Source organism: Methylobacterium sp. Leaf100, assembly GCF_001422845.1.
Taxonomy (GTDB): domain Bacteria; phylum Pseudomonadota; class Alphaproteobacteria; order Rhizobiales; family Beijerinckiaceae; genus Methylobacterium.
The window spans coordinates 113,633-133,776 of record NZ_LMMW01000001.1; the positions used below are offsets into that span (position 1 = coordinate 113,633).

15 protein-coding genes are annotated in these 20,144 nt (G+C 68.8%); 6 read left to right on the top strand and 9 right to left on the bottom strand.

Features of this window, described 5'->3' with window-relative positions; all coding sequences use genetic code 11:
* Positions 1 to 12: 12 nt before the first annotated feature.
* The 5 genes from thrC (at position 13) to ASF25_RS00500 (ending at position 7,383) form a co-directional block, all read left to right on the top strand.
* Positions 13 to 1,425 carry a threonine synthase gene (gene thrC / locus ASF25_RS00480; protein WP_056302621.1) on the top strand — a complete coding sequence of 471 codons (1,413 nt, stop codon included), beginning with the start codon at positions 13 to 15 and terminating at the stop codon, positions 1,423 to 1,425.
* 5 nt (positions 1,426 to 1,430) lie between these two features.
* Positions 1,431 to 2,726: a pitrilysin family protein gene (locus ASF25_RS00485; RefSeq protein WP_056171682.1), complete on the top strand. Its 1,296-nt coding sequence runs from the start codon at positions 1,431 to 1,433 to the stop codon at positions 2,724 to 2,726.
* A gap of 194 nt (positions 2,727 to 2,920) precedes the next feature.
* Positions 2,921 to 5,806 carry a sensor domain-containing phosphodiesterase gene (locus tag ASF25_RS00490; protein ID WP_056302623.1) on the top strand — a complete coding sequence of 962 codons (2,886 nt, stop codon included), beginning with the start codon at positions 2,921 to 2,923 and terminating at the stop codon, positions 5,804 to 5,806.
* A gap of 232 nt (positions 5,807 to 6,038) precedes the next feature.
* Entirely contained in the window at positions 6,039 to 6,386 is a 348-nt protein-coding gene (locus ASF25_RS00495) for a hypothetical protein (protein WP_056302625.1), read from the top strand.
* A gap of 52 nt (positions 6,387 to 6,438) precedes the next feature.
* Positions 6,439 to 7,383, top strand: a complete 945-nt coding sequence (locus ASF25_RS00500; protein ID WP_056265904.1) for a hypothetical protein — start codon at positions 6,439 to 6,441, stop codon at positions 7,381 to 7,383.
* Between the two features lie 171 nt (positions 7,384 to 7,554).
* On the opposite strand, the gene ilvD is transcribed toward ASF25_RS00500, so the two are convergent.
* The 9 genes from ilvD to mdcA form a co-directional block, all read right to left on the bottom strand.
* The gene (gene ilvD / locus ASF25_RS00505; protein WP_056302627.1) at positions 7,555 to 9,393 is read right to left on the bottom strand and encodes a dihydroxy-acid dehydratase; all 1,839 of its coding nucleotides are present in this window, start codon (positions 9,391 to 9,393) and stop codon (positions 7,555 to 7,557) included.
* Between the two features lie 102 nt (positions 9,394 to 9,495).
* Complete coding sequence (gene glgA / locus ASF25_RS00510) at positions 9,496 to 11,007, bottom strand: glycogen synthase GlgA (protein ID WP_056171691.1); 1,512 nt, start codon at positions 11,005 to 11,007, stop codon at positions 9,496 to 9,498.
* Positions 11,008 to 11,257: 250 nt separating this feature from the next.
* Positions 11,258 to 12,181, bottom strand: a complete 924-nt coding sequence (locus ASF25_RS00515) for an acyltransferase domain-containing protein (RefSeq protein WP_056302628.1) — start codon at positions 12,179 to 12,181, stop codon at positions 11,258 to 11,260.
* Positions 12,178 to 13,017, bottom strand: a complete 840-nt coding sequence (gene mdcB / locus ASF25_RS00520; RefSeq protein WP_056302630.1) for a triphosphoribosyl-dephospho-CoA synthase MdcB — start codon at positions 13,015 to 13,017, stop codon at positions 12,178 to 12,180. Before mdcB ends, ASF25_RS00515 begins: the two co-directional genes overlap by 4 nt.
* Entirely contained in the window at positions 13,011 to 13,646 is a 636-nt protein-coding gene (gene mdcG / locus ASF25_RS00525) for a malonate decarboxylase holo-[acyl-carrier-protein] synthase (protein WP_056302633.1), read from the bottom strand. Before mdcG ends, mdcB begins: the two co-directional genes overlap by 7 nt.
* Complete coding sequence (locus tag ASF25_RS00530) at positions 13,639 to 14,364, bottom strand: biotin-independent malonate decarboxylase subunit gamma (RefSeq protein ID WP_056302635.1); 726 nt, start codon at positions 14,362 to 14,364, stop codon at positions 13,639 to 13,641. The genes mdcG and ASF25_RS00530 overlap by 8 nt, the downstream gene beginning before the upstream one ends.
* Positions 14,351 to 15,262 carry a biotin-independent malonate decarboxylase subunit beta gene (locus ASF25_RS00535; RefSeq protein ID WP_056302636.1) on the bottom strand — a complete coding sequence of 304 codons (912 nt, stop codon included), beginning with the start codon at positions 15,260 to 15,262 and terminating at the stop codon, positions 14,351 to 14,353. Before ASF25_RS00535 ends, ASF25_RS00530 begins: the two co-directional genes overlap by 14 nt.
* Positions 15,259 to 15,576 carry a malonate decarboxylase acyl carrier protein gene (gene mdcC / locus ASF25_RS00540; RefSeq protein WP_056302638.1) on the bottom strand — a complete coding sequence of 106 codons (318 nt, stop codon included), beginning with the start codon at positions 15,574 to 15,576 and terminating at the stop codon, positions 15,259 to 15,261. Before mdcC ends, ASF25_RS00535 begins: the two co-directional genes overlap by 4 nt.
* 9 nt (positions 15,577 to 15,585) lie before the next feature.
* Positions 15,586 to 17,232, bottom strand: a complete 1,647-nt coding sequence (mdcA, locus tag ASF25_RS00545; protein WP_056302640.1) for a malonate decarboxylase subunit alpha — start codon at positions 17,230 to 17,232, stop codon at positions 15,586 to 15,588.
* A gap of 472 nt (positions 17,233 to 17,704) precedes the next feature.
* Here mdcA and ASF25_RS00550 point away from each other — a divergent pair, with 472 nt between their 5' ends.
* Entirely contained in the window at positions 17,705 to 20,140 is a 2,436-nt protein-coding gene (locus tag ASF25_RS00550) for a glycogen/starch/alpha-glucan phosphorylase (protein WP_244472876.1), read from the top strand.
* Positions 20,141 to 20,144 lie beyond the last annotated feature (4 nt).

Below are 20,144 nucleotides of genomic sequence, written 5' to 3' on the forward strand. Positions count from 1 at the left end.
CTGGAGGCCCCTTTGCTTCACGTTTCGACCCGCGGCGCAGCGGCGCCCCTTTCCTTCTCCGACGCCTTGCTCGCCGGGCTTGCCCGCGACGGCGGTCTCTACGTGCCAGAGAGCTGGCCGCAACTGTCGCACGAGACCATCGCGGGGCTCGCGGGCCTGCGCTACGCCGATGCCGCCAAGATCGTCCTGCGCCCTCTGATCGACGGCGAGATAGCGGATGCCGATTTCGATCGGATGATCGAGGACTCGTACGCGACGTTCCGGCACCCGGCCGTGTGTCCGCTGACCCAGCTCGACGACAACCTATTCCTGCTCGAACTCTTCCATGGGCCGACGCTCGCGTTCAAGGACGTGGCGATGCAGCTCCTCGGGCGGCTCATGGACCATGTCCTGCGGGCGCGCGGGTCGCGGGCGACCATCGTCGGCGCCACCTCGGGCGACACCGGCTCGGCGGCCGTCGAAGCGTTCCGCGGCCTCGATCAGGTCGACATCTTCATCCTGTTTCCGGAGGGCCGCGTCTCGGAGGTCCAGCGTCGGCAGATGACGTCGGTCGGGGCGGACAACGTCCACGCCATCGCCATCGACGGCAATTTCGATGATTGCCAGAACATCGTCAAAGCCCTGTTCCAGCACGCCGAGTTCGCCGATGCGGTGAAACTCTCGGGCGTGAATTCCATCAACTGGGCGCGGGTCGCCGCCCAGGCGGTGTATTATTTCACCAGTGCGGTCGCTCTCGGCGCACCGCATCGGCGTGTCTCGTTCGCCGTGCCCACGGGCAATTTCGGTGACATCCTGGCCGGCTGGGTCGCCAAGCGCATGGGCCTGCCCATCGATCGCCTGATGATCGGCACCAACGCCAACGACATCCTGGCACGGACCTTGGAGCACGGGTCCTATGAGGTCCGCGGCGTCCAGCCGACCACCTCGCCCTCCATGGACATCCAGATCTCTTCGAATTTCGAGCGTCTGCTGTTCGAGGCCCTCGGCCGGGATTCGTCCAGCCTCGGCCGGCTCATGGCCGGGCTGAAACAGTCGGGCGGGTTCAGCCTCGACGAGGCGGTCCTCGACACCGTGCGCGCCGAGTTCGACGCTACCGCCGTGCCCGAGGATGCCGTGAAGGCCGAGATCGCCCGAACCTTCGCCGAGACAGGTCACGTCATCGATCCGCACAGCGCCATCGGCGTCCATGCCGCCCGACGGCTCCTCGATAAGGATCCGCGCACGCCCGTCGTCGCCTTGGCGACCGCACACGCGGCGAAGTTCCCCGATGCCGTGTCCGAGGCCGTCGGCGGAGCGCGCCCTGCCCTGCCGCCGCATCTCGCCGACCTCCTCGACCGCGAGGAAAAATTCTCCCGCGTCGCCAACGATCAGGCGGCCGTGGAGAGCTTCATCCGCACCCACGCCCGCATCACCAAGGCCGGCTGAATTCCATGAACCAGCACTTCGCCACCCATGGCGCCTCCCCTGACCTGCGGATCACCCGCCTGGACAATGGAGTCACCGTCGTCACGGAGGCGATGCCGGGTGTCGCGACGGCGACCCTGGGCGTCTGGGTCGGCGCAGGCTCCCGGCACGAGCGGCCGGACGAGAGCGGGCTCAGCCATCTCATCGAGCACATGGCGTTCAAGGGCACGACCACGCGCTCGGCCCGGCGCATCGCCGAGGACATCGAGAACGTCGGTGGCGACATCAACGCCGCCACCTCCGCCGAGGGGACGAGCTACACCGCCCGCGTACTGGGCGAGGACGCCGGCGTGGCCCTCGACGTCATCGGCGATATTCTCACGGATTCGGTGTTCGAGGCCGGCGAGCTGGCGCGTGAGAAGGGCGTGATCCTTCAGGAGCACGCCGCCATCGAGGATACCCCCGACGACGTGGTCTACGAGGCCTTCACCGAGGCGGCCTTCCCCGATCAGCCCATGGGTCGGCCAATCATCGGGACGCCCGAGACGATCAACAGCTTCGACCGCGCCGGCATCGAAGCCTACATCGCCCGCGAGTACACCCCAGACCGCATCGTGCTCGCGGCGGCCGGTGCGATCGCGCACGACGCCATCGTCGAATCGGCGCGGGCCCATTTCGGGGATCTCAAGGCTGCGACGCCCCCCGAGACGGTCCCGGGTGTCTACAAGGGCGGCGAGAAGCGGATCCAGAAGAAGCTCGAGCAGGCCAATGTGGTCCTCGGCCTGCCGGGCCTCTCGTTCCGCGATCCCGGCTACTACGCCCTGCATATGTTCGCTCAAGTGCTCGGCGGCGGCCTGACCTCGCGCCTGTGGCACGAGGTCCGCGAGACGCGGGGCCTCGCCTACGAGATTCAGGCGTTCCACTGGTCCTTCTACGATTGCGGGTTGTTCGGCATCGGCGCCGGCACCTCGGGCGGCGATCTCGGCCAACTGATCGACGTGACCCTGGAGGCCACAACCCGGGCGGCCCGCGACGCCGACACCGTCGAGGTCGCCCGCGCCAAGGCACAGCTCAAGGTCGCCCTGCTGTCGGCCCTCGAAACACCGGGGGGCCGCATCGAGCGCAATGCCCGCCAGATCCTGGCCTGGGGCCGGGTGATTCCGGCGCAGGAGGTCATCGCCAAGGTCGATGCCGTGACCGTCGATGATGTGCGGGCTGCCGGCAGAAGGCTTCTCACCGGCGCCCCAACCCTCGCCGCCATCGGCCCGATCAAGAAGCTGCCGTCCCTCGAGCGGATCACCGCGGCCTTGAGCGCGGCCTAAGGATTTCGCGGGCGGCTTGTTTTGGCCGCAAAGGAACGTGATCCAGCGGGTCCGGCGTCACGGTTGAGAAACAGTGGGTGCCTCCGCTTCGGCGAGCACTCCGCCTTGCCGGTGGAGGTCGCCGCCGATACGACTGGGCATCCTAGCTGAGCCGTATTCGTCACACTCGCCCGCCCGGCCGGAACACTCGCCCGTTGCGTCAAATCCTCCTCGTCTTCGCCGCCGTCTTCACGGCCCTGTTCGGCGCCCTGGTCTTCAGCGCGCCGGCGCGCGCCGTCGAGGCCGTGCGGGTCACCCTCGATGCGCCGGCCATCGACCTCACGACAATGATCGAGCGCTACCGCTCGGACGGCGACCTCATCCAGATCTCCACGGCGCCGGGTAAGGACGGCATCGTCCGCCGCATCGTCGTCAAGGCGCGCGACACGGGTGCACGCCCCGACTGGATGGTGTTCGCGCTCACCAACGATACCGACGAGCAGATCGACCGGGTCCTCGTCGCCCCGCATTTCCGTCTCGTCGGGTCCGGGGTGATCTGGCCCGATCTCGGTGGCTCGCGCATCGCCGCGATCACGGCGAGCCAGGGTATTCGCCCGGAGCGCGACGAGAACCCGGAAGCCGACCAGTTCGTCATCACTCTCGATCCCGGCGCCACCGTCACTTATGTGGCCGAGTTGCGTGGACCGAACATCCCCCAGGTCTACCTCTGGGACCAGGAAGCCTACCGGAAGAAGTCCACCGGCCTGACCCTCTACAAAGGGATCATCATCGGCATCGCCGGCCTGCTGGCTCTGTTTCTAACGATCATCTTCGTGGTCAAGGGCGCGATCATCTTCCCGGCCGCCGCAGCGCTGGCGTGGTCTGTGCTCGCCTACGCGTGCATCGATTTCGGATTCCTGCAGCGCATTCTCCCCGTCACCGAGGTGGCGGAGCGAATCTATCGTGCGTCGGCCGAGGCGGTGCTGGGCGCCACCCTGCTGGTCTTCCTGTTCGCCTACCTCAACCTCAGCCGATGGCACGTGCGCTACAGCCACGTGGCGTTCTTCTGGCTCGCGTTCCTCGCGGGCCTCGTCGCGCTCGCGGTATTCGATCCGCCCGTGGCCGCGGGCGTCGCCCGCATCTCCATCGCGGCGGTGGCCGGCGTCGGCCTGCTCCTCATCGTCTATCTCGCCGCCCATAACGGCTATGACCGGGCGATCCTGCTGATCCCGACATGGTTCCTTCTTCTTGTGTGGGTGGTGGCGGCGGGGTTCGCCATCACCGGCCAGATCGGTTCCGATCTCGTGCAGCCTGCCCTCATCGGTGGTCTCGTCCTTATCGTCATGCTCATCGGGTTCACGGTGATGCAGCACGCCTTCGCCGGGGGTGGCCTAACCCACGCCCTCGTGTCCGACACCGAGCGTAGAGCGCTGGCGCTGACCGGCGCAGGGGACGTGGTGTTCGACTGGGATGTACCCGGCGACCGGGTCTTCGCCGGTCAGGAGATGGAGGTGCAACTCGGCCTGAAGCGGGGAACCCTCGAAGGTCCGGCGGTGAACTGGCTCGCCCTGGTGCATCCCTTCGACGTGGAGCGCTACTCGGCCGCCCTCGATACGGTCATCGAGGAGCGGCGCGGCCGCATCGTCCACGATTTCCGCCTGCGCTCCACGGCCGGGCCGTACTACTGGTATCGCCTGAAGGCGCGCCCCGTGATCGGCACCGACGGCGAGGTGGTGCGCATCGTCGGCACCATCGCGGACGTCACCGAGGTGAAGACCGCCGAGGAACGCCTGCTGCACGATGCCGTGCACGACAGCCTCACGGGACTGCCCAATCGCGAACTGTTCCACGACCGACTCGACGCGGCACTCGCTTTTGCCAGCCAGGATGCGCGTCTGAAGCCGACGACCATCGTTCTCGACATCGACCGGTTCAAGGCCATCAACGACGCGATTGGTCTCTCGGCCGGCGACTCGATCCTGCTGACCCTGTCGCGTCGCCTCGGCCGGCTCCTCCGCCCGCAGGACACCCTGGCCCGGGTGGCGGGCGACGAATTCGCCCTCATCCTGTTGTCGGAACGCGATCCCGACCGCATCCTTTCGTTCGCCGAGATGATCCGCAAGGCCATCGCCACGCCCATCACCTACGCCGATCGCGAGATCTTCCTCACGGTGTCCGTGGGCATCGTCCTGCACGAGGTCGGAGCCACCCTGAAGCGCGAGGAGGTGTTCAAGAACGCCGAGATCGCCATGATCCAGGCCAAGCGCGGCGGCGGCGACCGCATCGAGGTGTTCCGCGCCGATATGCGCAACGAGCGCGGCGACCGCCTGATGCTCGAAGGGGACCTGCGCCGCTCCCTCGAACGCAACGAGATGAAAGTGCTGTTCCAGCCCATCGTCCGGCTGGAGGACCGCACCGTCGCGGGTTTCGAGACGCTCCTGCGCTGGGACCATCCGAGACTCGGCCGTATCCCGGCGTCCACCTTCATGCCGGTGGCCGAGGAATGCGGCTTCGTGGTCAACCTCGGAATTTTCGCCCTGGAGCGTACGGCCCTCGAACTCGCCGCCTGGCAACGTTCCCTCGACGTCGAACCGCCGATCTTCGCCACCGTCAACATGTCGTCGCGGCAGTTGCTGCGCCACGATCTCCTGCACGACGTGAAGACGATCCTGGCGCGTTCCGGCGTGCTGCCGGGGTCTCTCAAGCTCGAGCTCGCCGAGAGCCTGGTGATGGAGAATCCGGAATACGCGGCGCAGATGCTCGCCCGTATCCATGATCTGGGCGCCGGCCTGTCGCTGGATGATTTCGGGACGGGCTACTCCGCCCTGTCGTACCTCCAGCGCTTTCCGTTCGACACGATCAAGATCGACCAATCCTTCGTTCGCCAGATCGCGACGGGACGCACGGGGATCCTTCGTTCCATCGTCAAGATGGCGCAGGAACTCGGCCTCGCCATCGTGGCCGAGGGTGCGGAATCGGAAGCCGACGCGCAGGCGCTGGCGGAACTCGGCTGCGAGTACGCTCAGGGCTTCGCCTTCGGCGAGCCCATGTCGATGCTCCAGGCTCGACAGCTCCTTGGAGCGGCCCCGGAAGCCGCCTGAGACCGCCCGGTCGATCGACACGCCGAATGGCTTCGTCGAGACGGCGCGTCACGCAGGGTCGGTCGAACGCCACACGTCTGCTCGGGTCGGGACGAGTTCGTCCGCCGCCTCGGTAGAACGCCCCATCGCGTGAATGTCTTGGATCGGCTTAAACCTCCCTTAACCATGATCCGGCATCGTTCTCGATGACGAAAGGCCAGATTCGAGTGGCCGTGCGAGAGGGAATTGCGTGATGGCCGAGGCCGCACTCCGGACCGACGAAGGTTTCGACTCCACCATCGTGCGGCGCCTGATGGCCCGGCCGCTTCGACTCGTCGAGACCCCCATGGCCGAGGTCGTCACGCTTCACCCGGGCGCCGCGGCCCCCGAGAATCGCGCGCAGGCCTCCGAGGAGGTCGCTCGCCTGAAGGCCCAGCTCCTCGTCATGAAGGCGGTTCTACGCTCGGAACGCGACGAGGCCGCCCACCTGCGGGCCTGCATCGCGACCATCGCCGACCCGGAGCCGCTGACGCCCGAGGCCCAGGCCGTGCGCGACCGCTGGGCCGCCCTCGTCGACCAGCTCCTGCACACCGCACGATAGCCGCCCCTCCGCGACGCGCGACGCGCCGCCCTGCCCCGTTCGAGGGATACTGATGAGCGCCCGCTGCTCCCTCGTGGTCAACGGCAGGTCCGTGCGTGTTTCCACGGGTGATACGCCCCTGGAAGCCGCCCTGGCCGACGGGATGATCGCCGCGCAACCCGGTCTCCTGGGCCAGGGGTCCGGCCCCCTCCCCCGGCGTGCACAGGCACGCAGCCACCGCTCGGACGCCGTCAAGCTCACCCTGCCCCGCCCCAGCCTCATCGAGCGGTCCGAGACGGTCGCTGCCCCGGTGAAGCCCGTTCCTGCGCAAAAGCGCGCCGGAACGGTCACGCAGATCACCCCACTCGGGCCACACACCCTCGAAGTCGTGGTGACGATCACCAAGCGGCTCGCCTTCGAACCGGGCCATGGCGTGGTGGCCACCTTCGAGGGCTTCGATCCCGTCACCCTCAGTCCGACCCTGCGCGTCGACGGCGCGGCGGAACTCAACGAACTCGTCTTTCACCTTCGCCTCACCGGAGACCGCGCGGCCCTGCCCGACGCGTTCGGGGACGGCATCCGGCTCGACCATCCGGTGAAGATCAAAGGGCCCGTCGGCCGGGGCTACTACCGGCCCGGTGGCGGTCGCCTCGTCCTCGTCGCCGCCGAGACCGGATTCGCTCCGATCTGGTCCATTGCGCGAGCCGCGCGGTACATCGAGCCGGCGCGCGAGGTGGCGATCCATGTCGGTGCCCGCGATCCCCTCGACCTCTACATGCGGCCATCCCTGGATTGGCTGCGTGCCACGGGCGTCGGCCGCGTCGTGCTCGTCGCCGACCGCAGCCGCCAGCGCCCGCCCGACGTGCGACCCGGCCCCCTGACGGCGCATCTGCCGTCGCTGCGCACCACCGATGTGGTCCATGTCGCGGGAGATGCCTCGACCGTTGGCGCCGTCGAAGTCCTGGCGGCGGCGGCCGGCGCGCGTTGCTATCCGATCCTGCTCGATCCCATCCCCTGACACGGAAAAACCGGCTTCTCGTGACGAGAGCCCGGTTTGAATCGTTCGGGCGCGGCTAGAGACGTGCCCGACCACGTTGGGTCGGGACACACCGCGAGGCCTTTGTTCGGCCGCGCTCTCCGACGAACCGGCATCCACTTCTGCGGAGAGCGCTCCAGTCGGGCCGAACCCCTATTCGGGTCCGACCTGACGCACGGCCCCGCGCGCGGCGCTGGTGGCGAACATCGCATAGGCCCGCAGGGCCGTGGTGATCCGGCGCTTGCGTGGCTCGGCCGGCTTCCACCCGGCGGCGTCCTGTGCGGCTCGGCGAGAGACGAGTTCAGCCTCGTCAACGGCGAGATGGATGCCGCGTCCCGGAATGTCGATCTCGATGCGGTCGCCGTCGCGCACGAGGCCGATGAGGCCGCCCTCCGCCGCTTCCGGCGAGACGTGTCCGATGGACAGGCCGGAGGAGCCGCCGGAGAACCGCCCATCGGTGACCAGGGCGCAGGCTTTGCCGAGGCCCTTCGATTTCAGGTAGCTCGTCGGGTACAGCATCTCCTGCATGCCGGGACCGCCACGGGGACCTTCATAGCGGATCAAGACGACTTCGCCGGCCTTCACCCGCCCGTTGAGGATGGCGTCGACCGACGCGTCCTGGCTCTCGAACACCCGGGCGATGCCGGTGAAGGTGAGGATCGAGGCGTCGACACCCGCCGTCTTCACGATGCAGCCGTCGACGGCGAGGTTTCCGTAAAGCACGGCGAGGCCGCCATCCTGCGAATAGGCATGCGCCGCCGCGCGGATGACGCCGCCCTCGCGGTCGAGGTCGAGGTCCTCCCAGCGCGCCGTCTGGCTGAAGGCGACCTGGGTCGGCACACCGCCCGGCGCGGCGCGGTAGAACTCTGACACCGTGGTACTGGCCGTGCGACGCACGTCCCAGCGGTCGAGGGCTTGAGCCAGTGTGCCGGCGTGCACGCTCCCGGCCTGCGCATCGATGAGGCCGGCGCGGTCGAGTTCACCGAGGATCGCCATGATGCCGCCCGCCCGGTGCACGTCCTCCATGTGGACCTCGGCCACCGCCGGGGCGACCTTGCACAGCACGGGTACGCGCCGTGAGAGCCGGTCGATGTCCGCCATGGTGAACGGCACCTCCGCCTCGTGGGCGGCGGCCAGCAGATGCAGCACCGTGTTGGTGGAGCCGCCCATGGCGATGTCGAGGGTCATGGCGTTCTCGAAAGCCGAGAAGCCCGCGACCGCGCGGGGCAGCACGCTGGCGTCGTCGCCCTCGTAGTAGCGCTTGGCGAGATCGACGATGAGGTGGCCGGCCTCGACGAACAGACGGCGACGGTCTGCATGGGTCGCCAGCACCGAGCCGTTGCCGGGCAGGGACAGACCGAGGGCCTCGGTCAGGCAGTTCATCGAATTGGCCGTGAACATGCCCGAGCACGAGCCGCAGGTCGGACAGGCCGCGCGCTCGATGGCGGCCACATCCTCGTCGGACACTCGGTCGTCGGCCGCCGCCACCATGGCGTCGACGAGGTCGAGCTTCTTGATCACGCCCTTGAGCTGAACCTTCCCGGCCTCCATGGGGCCGCCGGACACGAACACCGCCGGGATGTTGAGGCGCAAAGCCGCCATCAGCATGCCGGGTGTGATCTTGTCGCAATTGGAGATGCACACCATCGCGTCGGCGCAGTGGGCGTTGACCATGTACTCGACGGAATCGGCGATGAGCTCGCGCGAGGGGAGCGAGTACAGCATCCCGTCATGGCCCATGGCGATGCCGTCATCGACCGCGATGGTGTTGAATTCCTTGGCGACGCCGCCGGCCGCCTCGATCTCCCGGGCCACGAGCTGGCCGAGATCCTTCAGGTGGACATGGCCGGGCACGAACTGAGTGAAGGAGTTCACCACGGCGATGATCGGTTTGCCGAAATCGCCGTCCTTCATACCGGTCGCACGCCACAGGCCGCGGGCGCCGGCCATGTTGCGGCCATGGGTGGTGGTGCGGGAACGGTAGGCGGGCATCGCATCTCTCACGGTTCGCCGCGCTTTTGCGGGCGGGAGGCGATGCGTGGCAAGGGCCTTTTCGCAGGTCTTGGGGTTCGGCCCCCGTGGAGTGTTATCGCATCAGGCCGCGCGGGCCCGCAGGCCGGCGCCATTGCCGAACGCGCGGGCGTAGAGCGAGGCGTAGGTGGTCGCGGCCTCGTCCCAGCCGAAGGTGCGCGACATGGCGGTGCGGCGCATGGCGTTGAGGCGCTTCTTCTGACCGAAGGTGTCGAGGGCCCGCCGAATGGCGCCGGAGAAACCGCGCGCCGACGCATCGCCGAAGGTGAAGCCGGTCACGCCGTCCTCGACGGTGTCGGCGAGACCGCCGGTACGATGGACGATGGGAAGCGAGCCGAAACGCTGGGCGTACATCTGAGCCAGACCGCAGGGCTCGAAGCGCGACGGCATCAGCAGGAAGTCGCTGCCGGCGAACATTCGGCGGGCATCCTGCTCGTTGAACCCGACATGGACACCGACGGCGTCGGGATGGCGGCGGGAGAGATCGCGCAGGGCCCCCTCGAACCGGCTCTCGCCCTGCCCGATGACCACGAGCTGGCCGCCCTCCGCCACGATGGTGTCGGCGGCCGCCAGGCTGAGGTCGATGCCCTTCTGGTGAACGAGGCGCGAAACGATGGCAAAGAGCGGTCCGCGTGAGACGGCCAGGCCGAACTGGCGGCGGACGGTCTCCGCATTGGCGCGCTTGCCCTTCCAGTCGTCGGCCTCGAAGCGGGTGGCGAGGTACGGATCCGTGCGCGGGTCCCAACTCTCGTCGATGCCGTTGAGGATACCGGCCAGCCGCCCCTGGGACGCGCGGGTGCGCAGCAACCCGTCGAGGCCGCAGCCGGCGTCCGGCGTCGTGATCTCGCGGGCGTAGGTGTCGCTCACTGTCGTGACGTGGGAGGCGTAGTAGATGCCGGCCTTGAGGAAGGAGAGCTGCCCGTAGAACTCGACGCCGTCCATCTGGAAGGCGTGGTCCGGGACGCCGAGACGGCCGAGGGATTCGTGCGGGAACAGGCCCTGGTAGGCGAGGTTGTGCACCGTGAGGATGCTCGGCACCCGCACTCCGGACCAGGCGAGGTAGGCCGGGGCGAGGGCCGCCTGCCAGTCGTTGAGGTGGAGAAGGTCGGCGGCCCAGGCCGGATCGACGCCACGAGCGATCTCGGCGGCGGCGAGACTCAGGCGGGCGAAGCGGATGTCGTTGTCGGCGAAATCGCCCTGCCCGTCGCCGTAGGGCGTGCCGTCGCGCTGGTAGAGTTCGGGGCTGAGGACGACGTAGATCTGGAGGCCGTCGGCGCTCTCGACCAGGCCGAGTTCGCAGGGCGGCACACCGGCATGGCCGGGCAACTGCGCGACGACGGGGATGTGGTCGAAGCGATCCACCACCTGACGGTAGCCGGGGATGAGGACGCGGATGTCGTAGTGCCGCCGCAGGGCCCGCGGCAGGGACGCCGCGACTTCGCCGAGACCGCCGGTCTTCACGAAATCCGCCATCTCGGGCGTGGCGAACAGGATGCGGGGCTGATGCAGCGGAGGGATCGTCTGGCCGAGAAGGCCACGGGCGGAGGCGGAGTGAGCAGTCGCCGCAGACGTCATTTTATCCTTGCCGCTCCGGGCACCTTGGACGTGCAGGGCGAAACAACCCGTGGCTGACGTCGGCATCGTGAACGCCCCGATTGGTAAATGGTTCCGTTGCGATGCACAATCCAAGCCACGATTTCGGTTACGAATTCCTTGCTTTTGGTGCGGCGCAAACGGTCGCAGCCCGTCGAATTCAGGGTCGGTTCAGGACGATGGCCGCGACCGAATGCCGAAGGCCCGGCGCGAAGGCGAAGCAAACGACGGATCAGGTTTCGGCAATCCAGGCGCGCAGACCGCTCAGCGTATGGAAGGCATCGGCCGAGCGAACGGCGAGCTGCGGCGCTTGTGTCCGCATCATGTCCGCCAGGGCGTGGCCCGGACCGAGTTCGAGGCTCCGTTCGGCGCCGCGCTCGACCACGGCATCGAGGCAGGCAGTCCAATCGACGAAGGTCGCGACCTGTCGGGCGAGCGCACCGCGGAATCGCCCGGCGTCGAAGATCGGCGTGCCATCCGTGCCGTTCAGGAGGATCCGGCCTGTGATGGGCCGGCGCACGGGTACGGAGGCGAGCTGCGCATGGAACGGGTCCACGGCCCGTTCGAGCAGGGCCGTGTGCGAGGCGACCCCGACGTGCAACCGGCTCGCCCGCGCCGCGCCCATCCGCGCGGCTTCGGCGCAGAGGTCATCGAGAGCGTCACCCATGCCGCCGACCACGAACAGGTCCGCGGGGTTGCGGATGGCGATTGCGCAGGCATGACGCGCCACGAGAGGATCGAGGGTCGCACGCGGCAGGCCACGGATGGCGGCGAGCCCCTGGCCGGGGCGGCTCGCCGCGTCCATGGCCTCGGCCCGCGCAGCGGTGAGGCCGAGGACCTGCTCCGGCGTCCAGATTCCGGCAACGCCCCAAGCCGCCATCTCGCCGACGCTGTAGCCGGCGACGACACAGCGCCGTGGGAGAATGTCGGCGACGCACTCTGCCAGGGCCAGGGCGGCAGTGACGCACAGGATCTGCCCGATGCGGTTGGCGTAGAGTTCCGCTGGATCGGCCTGCGCCACGAGGCTTCGCGGATCGCACCCGAGATACGCGGCGGCATGGGCGAAGATCGGCGCGGCGGCGGGGGCATCCGCCGTCAAGGCGAACAGATCGGGCGATTGCAGCCCCTGGCCGGAGCAGAGCAGGGCCAACGTCATGGCCCCACCCCGTCGAGGAACAAGGTCATGGCGAGGAGGTCGGCGCAGCCGCCCGGACTGAGGTTGCGGCGCGTGAAGGCGATGTGCAGCGCCTGTGCCCGCGCCCGCCAGTCGGCAGATGCGATGCCGCCGGCCGCGAGAAACGCGCGGGCGGCCCCCTGCACGTAGGCGAGGCCCGCGGCACCACCGCGATGCAGAAGGTTCGTGTCCTCCACGCCGGCCATGAGGGCGAGGCAGAGCTGCACCCGCACGGCTTCCGGGTCATCGGGTCGTATGGCCTCGGCTTCGCGCAGAGCCGGGAGTCCGAGGGCGTAGAGGGTTGGAAACCCGAGCGCTGCCTCGCGTCGCGCACCGCCGGCCCGGTATTGTCGCAAGGCGGCGGAACCGTGGCTGTGGAGGGGGATGGGACCGTTCGCAATGGCGGCACCCCAACGGTCGGCGACGAGACGCCCGAGGCGCCGGCAATCGCCAGAGGCGTCGCGGAATCCGGCCGCGGCCACGAGGAGGCCTAGACCGAAGATCGCGCCGCGATGGGTGTTCACCCCGCCTGTGGCTGCGAGCATCGCCGCCTCGGCCGCGAGGCCGATGGCCCTCAGGGTGTCCATGCCGGCGCCCCGCCCGCCGGCCTCGGCGAGATCGGCGAAGTACGGCTCCAGGGTGTCGGCGCTGCGGTTCAGCAGGGCCGCATCCATGTCCGCATGGGCGCCCGGATCGACGTGGCTGACGAGGCCCGGCTTCGGGTAGGTGGCGACCTCGAGGCGCAGGCAGGACACGGCCGTTGCGGCGAGCGCGTCAGCCGGTGTGGAGAGCGCCGACACCCGCGCGGCGCTCAGCATCCGGCACCCGCGAGGAAATCGGAGCGGGCGACGAGGCTCACGCCGCGGGCATCCTTCGCCAGAATCTCGGGCATCCCCTCGGCGAGTTCGCGCCACTGCACGGCCATCCCGCCGGCTCCGAGGCACTCGCCGTCGATCCGCATGGGGGCCTCGCTGGCGATGGTCGAGAGACCGGCGAGGAGCGCCTCGGGCGCCCCGTCGAGGCGCCACAGCAGATCGATGTCGGACGTCGGCGACAGGTAGGGAAGGCCCGTGAGGTGCTGCCAGGCGAGGCTGCCGAAAGTCCGTGCCTCGGGGTCGAGATCGAGGAGGCGTCGCAGGGTCGGTTGCCACTCGGGCGGCGCCGCGGGCGCGGCCTCGGCAAGACGGGGCGGAGGTGCGATGGCACGGAGCGCGGACGCCTCCAGCACGAAGGACAGACGTCGTTTGCCCTGAGCGGGTGGCAGGGGCAGCCCCAGGGGAATACCCGCCTCGCCCCCGGCGGGACGCCGGACGACCAGGGGCCAGTTCCGTTCGGCCCAGTCGGCGACGTAGGGCAGGCCATCGTACTCGGGCCGCCGCATGAGGAGCGTGCGCCAGGCGGCGGGGGCGACCCGGACCATCTGATGGCGCCCGAGCGCCTCAGGCATGGTCCGCGACGCGCGCCGCAACCCGCTCGGCGATGGCGGCAGCCCGAGTCCGACCGCCGCGCTCCCACCCGAGACGGTCGCGACAATCGCCAGAGGCCTGTGGCGCTGCAAGGCAAGCCTCCAACTGCTCGGCCAGGGATCTCCGCGGGTCCCAGGTCTCGTGGATCGCCCCCGTCTGGACGAGATTGTCGAGGCCCGGGGCGAACACCGCGGTCGCACGGGCCTTCTCGGTGAGAACGTCGAGGGAGAGTTTCGTGACCCGGGCCATGGAGGGCAGGTCCATCACCTCCGGGTGGGCGCCCGGCAGGGCGACGAGGTGGCCGGTGGCCAGCGCCGTGGCGATGAAGGCCCCGGCGGCGCTGCGGCCGTAGAGCAGGCCGAGGGTCCGGTGCCCCTCCGCCTCGGCGAGCATCAGTGCCTTGGCGAGGTGGGCGAGGTACTCGTTGAGACCGAGGAGCTCGTCCCGCCGGCTCATGCGCTGACTGGACGAATCGACGGGCATCAGGATCGGCGCACCGTCGCCGGAGCGGGCGATGGCGAGGACCCGCCCCGCCAGGGTCAAGGCTCCCTCGATGCCGAGGGGTGTGCCCTCGGCCAGGCCGAGCACATGGACGGGCTTGCCGCCGGCGCGACGCCCGGTGCCGAGGATGAGCCCATCGGCGACAGCCACATCATGGCCGTCCGGAAACAGTCCGGCGAGGATCTCAGCGAGCGTCATCGGCACTCTCCCGGCAGGTGGCGATGGCGTGGAACGCCTGCGTGGACAGGCCCGGAACGCCGGGTGCGTCCTTGACCCCGAGGATCGACCAGACCGCGACCGCATCACTGGCGGTACCGAAGCGGACGAGCCGCCGCTCAAGCCGCGCCTGCTCGGCGTCGAGGGTCGCGAGATCGAGGCGGTCGGGCTTTGCCAGGATCGCCTGCACCGCCGCGCGAAACGCGCCCGGCCCGTCGTCGACGAAAGCGTCCGCGCCACCGACGAGGTAGCGGTGCTTACCCCCCATAGTGCGCCAGACCAATGCGCGATCGCGGGAATCGAACTCCTCGACGCCCCGATTGGTCTCGATCACCTCCGGGCCCGTGACGCTGATGCGTCCTTGTTCGGTGACGATGAGGGCCGAGCAACAGCCGGCAATGAGCCCGCCGCCGCCGTAGCAACCCGAACGCCCACCGACGAGGCCGACCACGCGCGATCCGGAACCACGCGCTTCGATCAGGGCCCGCATGATCTCCGCGATGGCGGTCTCGCCTGCATTGGCTTCCTGCAGGCGCACGCCGCCGGTGTCGAACAGGATGAGCACATCGCGGCGGAGAGCCTTGGCGGCGCGGAGCAGGCCGACGAGCTTGGCCCCGTGAACCTCCCCCACGGCCCCGCCCATGAAACGTCCCTCCTGGGCGGCGACCAGAACCTCGGCGCCGTCGAGGGTCGCGCTTCCGACGATCATGCCGTCGTCGAACTGCTCGGGCAGGTCGAACAGGGCGAGATGCGGGCTCGTCGCCCGTTCCTCGGGACCGACGACCTCGTGAAAACTGCCTGGATCGACGAGGGCGGCGACGCGCTGGCGGGCGCTGCCCTCGTACCAGCTCAAGGCCTCGGTCTCGAAGGCGGGATTCATGGCGCGTCTCCGGCGATGAGCCGTGCGCCCTGGGCGAGGCGCAGGGCGACGGTGTCGGGCCGGGCGCCTCCGTCGTTGATGGCGATGCGCAGGCCGCCCGCGCCGCGGCGCGCCACGAAATCCGCCACCACGGCGGCCCAGACTTCGCCGAAGCCATGGGCGGCCGTGGCGATCTCGATGGTGCACCGGTCGGGCGCGAGCACCCGCTCCAGCAGCACTTCCAGATTACCGGAGGCGACGATCCCGACGAGGGCCTGGAGCTTGGTGCCCCCGGCGGGGATCGGCGCGTCGAGGGTGTAGCTGAGGCGTTCCATGCTTCACCGTCACCAGTTGCGGAATTGGCTCGGCGGCCGGTACAGGCCGCCTGACGAGAGGGCGAGATCCTTGATGGAGCGGGCGGCGAGCAGGCTACGGTCCGCGTCGAGGGGGTCGATGCCGAGATCTTCCGGCCTGCGAATCACGCCGCGCTCGCGCAGGCGCGCCACCATGCCGGCATCGCGCCGGCGCCCGATCTCGGTGTAGCCGGCCACCCCCCGGATCGCCTGCTCTCGCTCGTCGACGTTGCGGCACAGCAGGAGATTGGCGATGCCCTCCTCGGTGACGATGTGGGTGACATCGTCGCCGTAGACCATCACGGGCGCGAGCGGCAGATCGAGCTTCTCGGCGAGCGCGAGGGCATCGAGCCGCTCGACGAACAGGGGTACGTTGGCATCCCCGAATGTCTCGCCGATCTGCACCACGAGCTTGCGGCCCCGGCGCAAGGGGGCGGGCGTATCGGGATCGGCCTCCGCACCGGCCTTGAGCCAGGGCTCGCTCGGATGGCGCCGGCCGCGTGGGTCGGACCCCATGTTGGGCGCCCCGCCGAAGCCCGCGATGCGGTTAGTGGTGACCGTCGAGCTGTGACCCGAGAGATCGATCTGCAGGGTCGAGCCGATGAAGAGGTCGCAGGCATAGAGGCCCGCGGTCTGGCAGAAGGCCCGGTTGGAGCGTAGCGACCCGTCCGAGCCCGTGAAGTAGATGTCCGGCCGGGCGGCGATGTAATCGTCCATCCCGACTTCCGAACCGAAGCAGTGGATCTGCTCGACCCAACCGGCCTCTATGGCGGGGATCAGGGTCGGGTGCGGGTTCAGCGCCCAGTGGGTGCAGATCTGTCCGCGCAGACCGAGCGCTTCGCCGTAGGTCGGCAGCAGCAGCTCGATGGCGGCGGTGTTGAAGCCGATGCCGTGGTTGAGTCGGCGAATGCCGTAGGGGGCGTAGAGGCCCTTGATCGCCAGCATCGCCGTGAGGATCTGGGTCTCGGTGATGGCAGCGGGATCGCGGGTGAACAGGGGCTCGACGTAGAACGGCTTGCCCGCGTCGACCACGAAATGGACCCGGTCGCCGGGGATGTCGACGCGGGGCACCCGGTCGACGATCTGGCCGACCTGCGCCACCACGAGGCCGTCCTTGAAGCTCGTGGCCTCGACGACGGTGGGCGTGTCCTCGGTGTTGGGGCCGGTGTAGAGATTTCCGTCGCGGTCGGCGCTGACGGCCGCGATCAGGGCGACCTGCGGCGTTAGGTCGATGAAGTAGCGCGCGAAGAGCTCGAGGTAGGTGTGAACCGCACCGAGGGCGATCTGTCCGCCATAGAGCATCCGGGCGATGCGCGCCGCCTGCGGGCCGGAATACGAATAGTCGAGCCGACGCGCGATCCCCTTCTCGAACACGTCGAGATGGGACGGGAGAACGATGCCCGACTGCACCATGTGGAGGTCGTGGATCACCCCCGGGTCGACCTCGGCCAGGGCGTCGGCCAGGACGTCGGCCTGCTTCTGGTTGTCGCCTTCGAGGCACACCCTGTCCCCCGGTCGGAGGACCGCTTCGAGGAAGGGCGCGAGATCGGACAGGTCGACGACCTTGCCGCGGGCGAAGGAGGCGCCGGCCGCGATGCGCGCCGCGCGGGCACTCCCTTGCGTCGCCCAGTCCCTCATGGTCGGCCTCCGTGAAGCGGATAGCGAATATGCAATCATGTAGCTCTTTGTATGCAATTGGCAATGCAGTGCATACGGAACTGGGCGGCTCCCGCACAATGTGGCCGCTGACTGCGCGTTTCCGCCGCATTCATCGAACCTTCAACCTATCCCTGTCTCATTCCCGTGCGGATTCGATGCGACGCACGGTGTTGTCGGACCTCAGGGTCCGAACGCATCACGGAGACGGGAGCGGCTCTCGCAGACCGGCGAGAGAAGCGACCCGCAGCGCGATTCAACAGGTGGCAACCGCGAAACCCCGAGGCGCACGCCCGCATGGAGGCGATGCCTTGGGGGCTCGCGCTCAAGCGACCGGCCGCGCGCCTGCAAGCATGAGGGGGATCGACACGTGTTGAATGAGAAGCTCATCGCACCCGAGACCGGTGAGGACGCATCCGGTCAGGCGAGCGTCCACCGGGCGGTCGCGCGCACATTGCCCGTCGTCTCCACATCGGGCGACGCCGTGGCCGACCTGCGCGAAGCGATCCTCGCCAAGCTCGCCTACGCCATCGGCAAGACCCCGCAGAACGCCCGCGAGCGCGACTGGTTCGCCGCGACCGCCCTGGCCCTGCGCGACCGGATCGTCGATGCCTGTATGGCGAACGGTGAATCCGTGCCGAACAAGCGGGTCTACTACCTCTCCCTCGAATTCCTCATCGGCCGTCTGCTGTCGGACGCGATGAACAATCTCGGCCTCGTCGAGACAACGCGCGCGGCCTTGCGCGACCTCGGCGTCGACCTCGACACCGTCGAGGGCGCCGAACCCGACGCGGCCCTGGGCAATGGCGGCCTCGGGCGCCTCGCCGCCTGCTTCATGGAAAGCATGGCGAGCCTCTCGATCCCGGCCATCGGCTACGGCATCCGGTACGACCACGGCCTGTTCCGGCAATCCCTGGAGGATGGCTGGCAGAAGGAAGCCCCGGAGACCTGGCTCGCCGAGGGCAACCCTTGGGAATTCGTCCGCCCGGAGGCGACCTACACCATCGGGTTCGGTGGCCATGTCACCATGTCGGCCGTGTCCGAGGGCGTGATTCGCCGTCACTGGCACCCGGCCGAGACGGTCCAGGCGGTGGCCCACGACGTGCCGGTGGTGGGCTGGCGCGGCCGCCACGTGAACACTCTGCGCCTTTGGAAGGCCGAAGCGGAAGCGCCCGTCGAGCTCGCACGCTTCAATGGCGGCGACCATATCGGCGCCGTGGCCGCGCGGTCCCGGGCCGAGGCGATCTCACGGGTGCTGTATCCGAGCGATTCGTCGGATTCCGGCCAGGAACTGCGCCTGCGCCAGGAGTACCTCTTCACCTCCGCGTCCCTGCAGGATCTCGTGCGCCGGCACGCGGCCGAGCGCGGCGATCTCCGCACCCTGCCCGACCACGCCGCGATCCAGCTCAACGACACCCATCCGGCCATCGCCGTCCCGGAACTGATGCGTCTCCTCCTGGAGGATCACGGCTTCAACTGGGAAGACGCCTGGCACGTCACCACCAACACGCTCGGCTACACCAACCACACCCTGCTGCCCGAGGCCTTGGAAACGTGGTCCGTCGAGCTGATGGAGCGGGTGCTGCCGCGTCACATGCAGATCATCTACCTCATCAACTGGATGCACCTCGAGGAGCAGGGCCGGCACGGCCGGGCGGATGCGGCGCAGCTCGCCTCCGTGTCCCTCATCGAGGAGGCCAACGGCAAGCGTGTGCGCATGGGGCACCTCGCCTTCCTCGGCGCGCGGCGGGTCAACGGGGTCTCGGCCCTGCACACGGACCTCATGCGCTCGACGGTCTTCAAGGATCTGCACGCCCTCGATACGGACAAGATCGTCAACAAGACCAACGGCATCACTTTCCGCCGCTGGCTGCACAACTGCAATCCGGAACTGACGCGCCTCGCTGTCGAAGCCGTGGGCGCCGGCGTCCTCGACAATCCCGAGTTGCTGACCGGGCTCGCCGACCACGCTTCGGACACCAGCTTCCAGGACCGCTACCGGTCCATGCGCCGCGCCCGCAAGGAGGCGCTGGCCCGGGTGGTGGTCGAGCGCACGGGCGTCACCATCGATCCGTCGAGCCTGTTCGACGTACAGATCAAGCGCATCCACGAGTACAAGCGCCAACTCCTCAACGTCATCGAGACGGTGGCACTCTATCAGGCGATCAAGGCCGAGCCGCACCGGGACTGGACGCCCCGGGTCAAGATCTTCGGCGGCAAGGCCGCGCCGAGCTACGTCCAGGCCAAGCTGATCATCAAGCTCGCCTGCGACGTCGCCCGGGTGGTCAACGACGATCCCGATGTCGCCGGGCGCCTCAAGGTGGTGTTCCTGCCGAACTATTCGGTGTCTCTGGCCGAGGCGATCATCCCGGCAGCCGACCTGTCGGAGCAGATCTCCACCGCCGGCATGGAAGCGTCCGGTACCGGCAACATGAAGCTCGCGTTGAACGGTGCCCTCACCATCGGCACCCTCGACGGCGCGAACATCGAGATCCGCGATCATGTCGGTGCGGACAACATCTTCATCTTCGGCCTCGACGCGGCTGGGGTGCAAGCCCGCATGAACGAGCCGGACTACGCCGGGGCCGCCATCGCCGCCTCGCCGCGCCTCGCGGCCGCCCTCGACCTCATCGGGACGGGTGGATTCTCGCCCGACGATCCCGCTCGGTTCCGGCCCATCGTGGACAGCCTCGTCCACGACGACCGCTACCTGCTGACCGTCGATTTCGAGGATTACTGGCGCGCCCAGCGGGCCGTCGACACGGCCTGGAACGATCCGGCCGCGTGGTGGCGCTCGGCCATCCTCAACACGGCCCGGATGGCCTGGTTCTCGTCCGACCGCTCCATGCGCGAATACGCCGCCGAGATCTGGCGCGTTCGGGTCGCCTGACGCT

Bases quoted from the DNA above. Each gene is read 5' to 3' on its own strand.
- ASF25_RS00485 (WP_056171682.1), top strand. From the start codon at position 1,431: ATGAACCAGCACTTCGCCACCCATGGCGCCTCCCCTGACCTGCGGATC.
- ASF25_RS00495 (WP_056302625.1), top strand. From the start codon at position 6,039: ATGGCCGAGGCCGCACTCCGGACCGACGAAGGTTTCGACTCCACCATC.
- ASF25_RS00500 (WP_056265904.1), top strand. From the start codon at position 6,439: ATGAGCGCCCGCTGCTCCCTCGTGGTCAACGGCAGGTCCGTGCGTGTT.
- ilvD (WP_056302627.1), bottom strand. From the start codon at position 9,393: ATGCCCGCCTACCGTTCCCGCACCACCACCCATGGCCGCAACATGGCC.
- glgA (WP_056171691.1), bottom strand. From the start codon at position 11,007: ATGACGTCTGCGGCGACTGCTCACTCCGCCTCCGCCCGTGGCCTTCTC.
- ASF25_RS00515 (WP_056302628.1), bottom strand. From the start codon at position 12,181: ATGACGTTGGCCCTGCTCTGCTCCGGCCAGGGGCTGCAATCGCCCGAT.
- mdcB (WP_056302630.1), bottom strand. From the start codon at position 13,017: ATGCTGAGCGCCGCGCGGGTGTCGGCGCTCTCCACACCGGCTGACGCG.
- mdcG (WP_056302633.1), bottom strand. From the start codon at position 13,646: ATGCCTGAGGCGCTCGGGCGCCATCAGATGGTCCGGGTCGCCCCCGCC.
- ASF25_RS00530 (WP_056302635.1), bottom strand. From the start codon at position 14,364: ATGACGCTCGCTGAGATCCTCGCCGGACTGTTTCCGGACGGCCATGAT.
- ASF25_RS00535 (WP_056302636.1), bottom strand. From the start codon at position 15,262: ATGAATCCCGCCTTCGAGACCGAGGCCTTGAGCTGGTACGAGGGCAGC.
- mdcC (WP_056302638.1), bottom strand. From the start codon at position 15,576: ATGGAACGCCTCAGCTACACCCTCGACGCGCCGATCCCCGCCGGGGGC.
- mdcA (WP_056302640.1), bottom strand. From the start codon at position 17,232: ATGAGGGACTGGGCGACGCAAGGGAGTGCCCGCGCGGCGCGCATCGCG.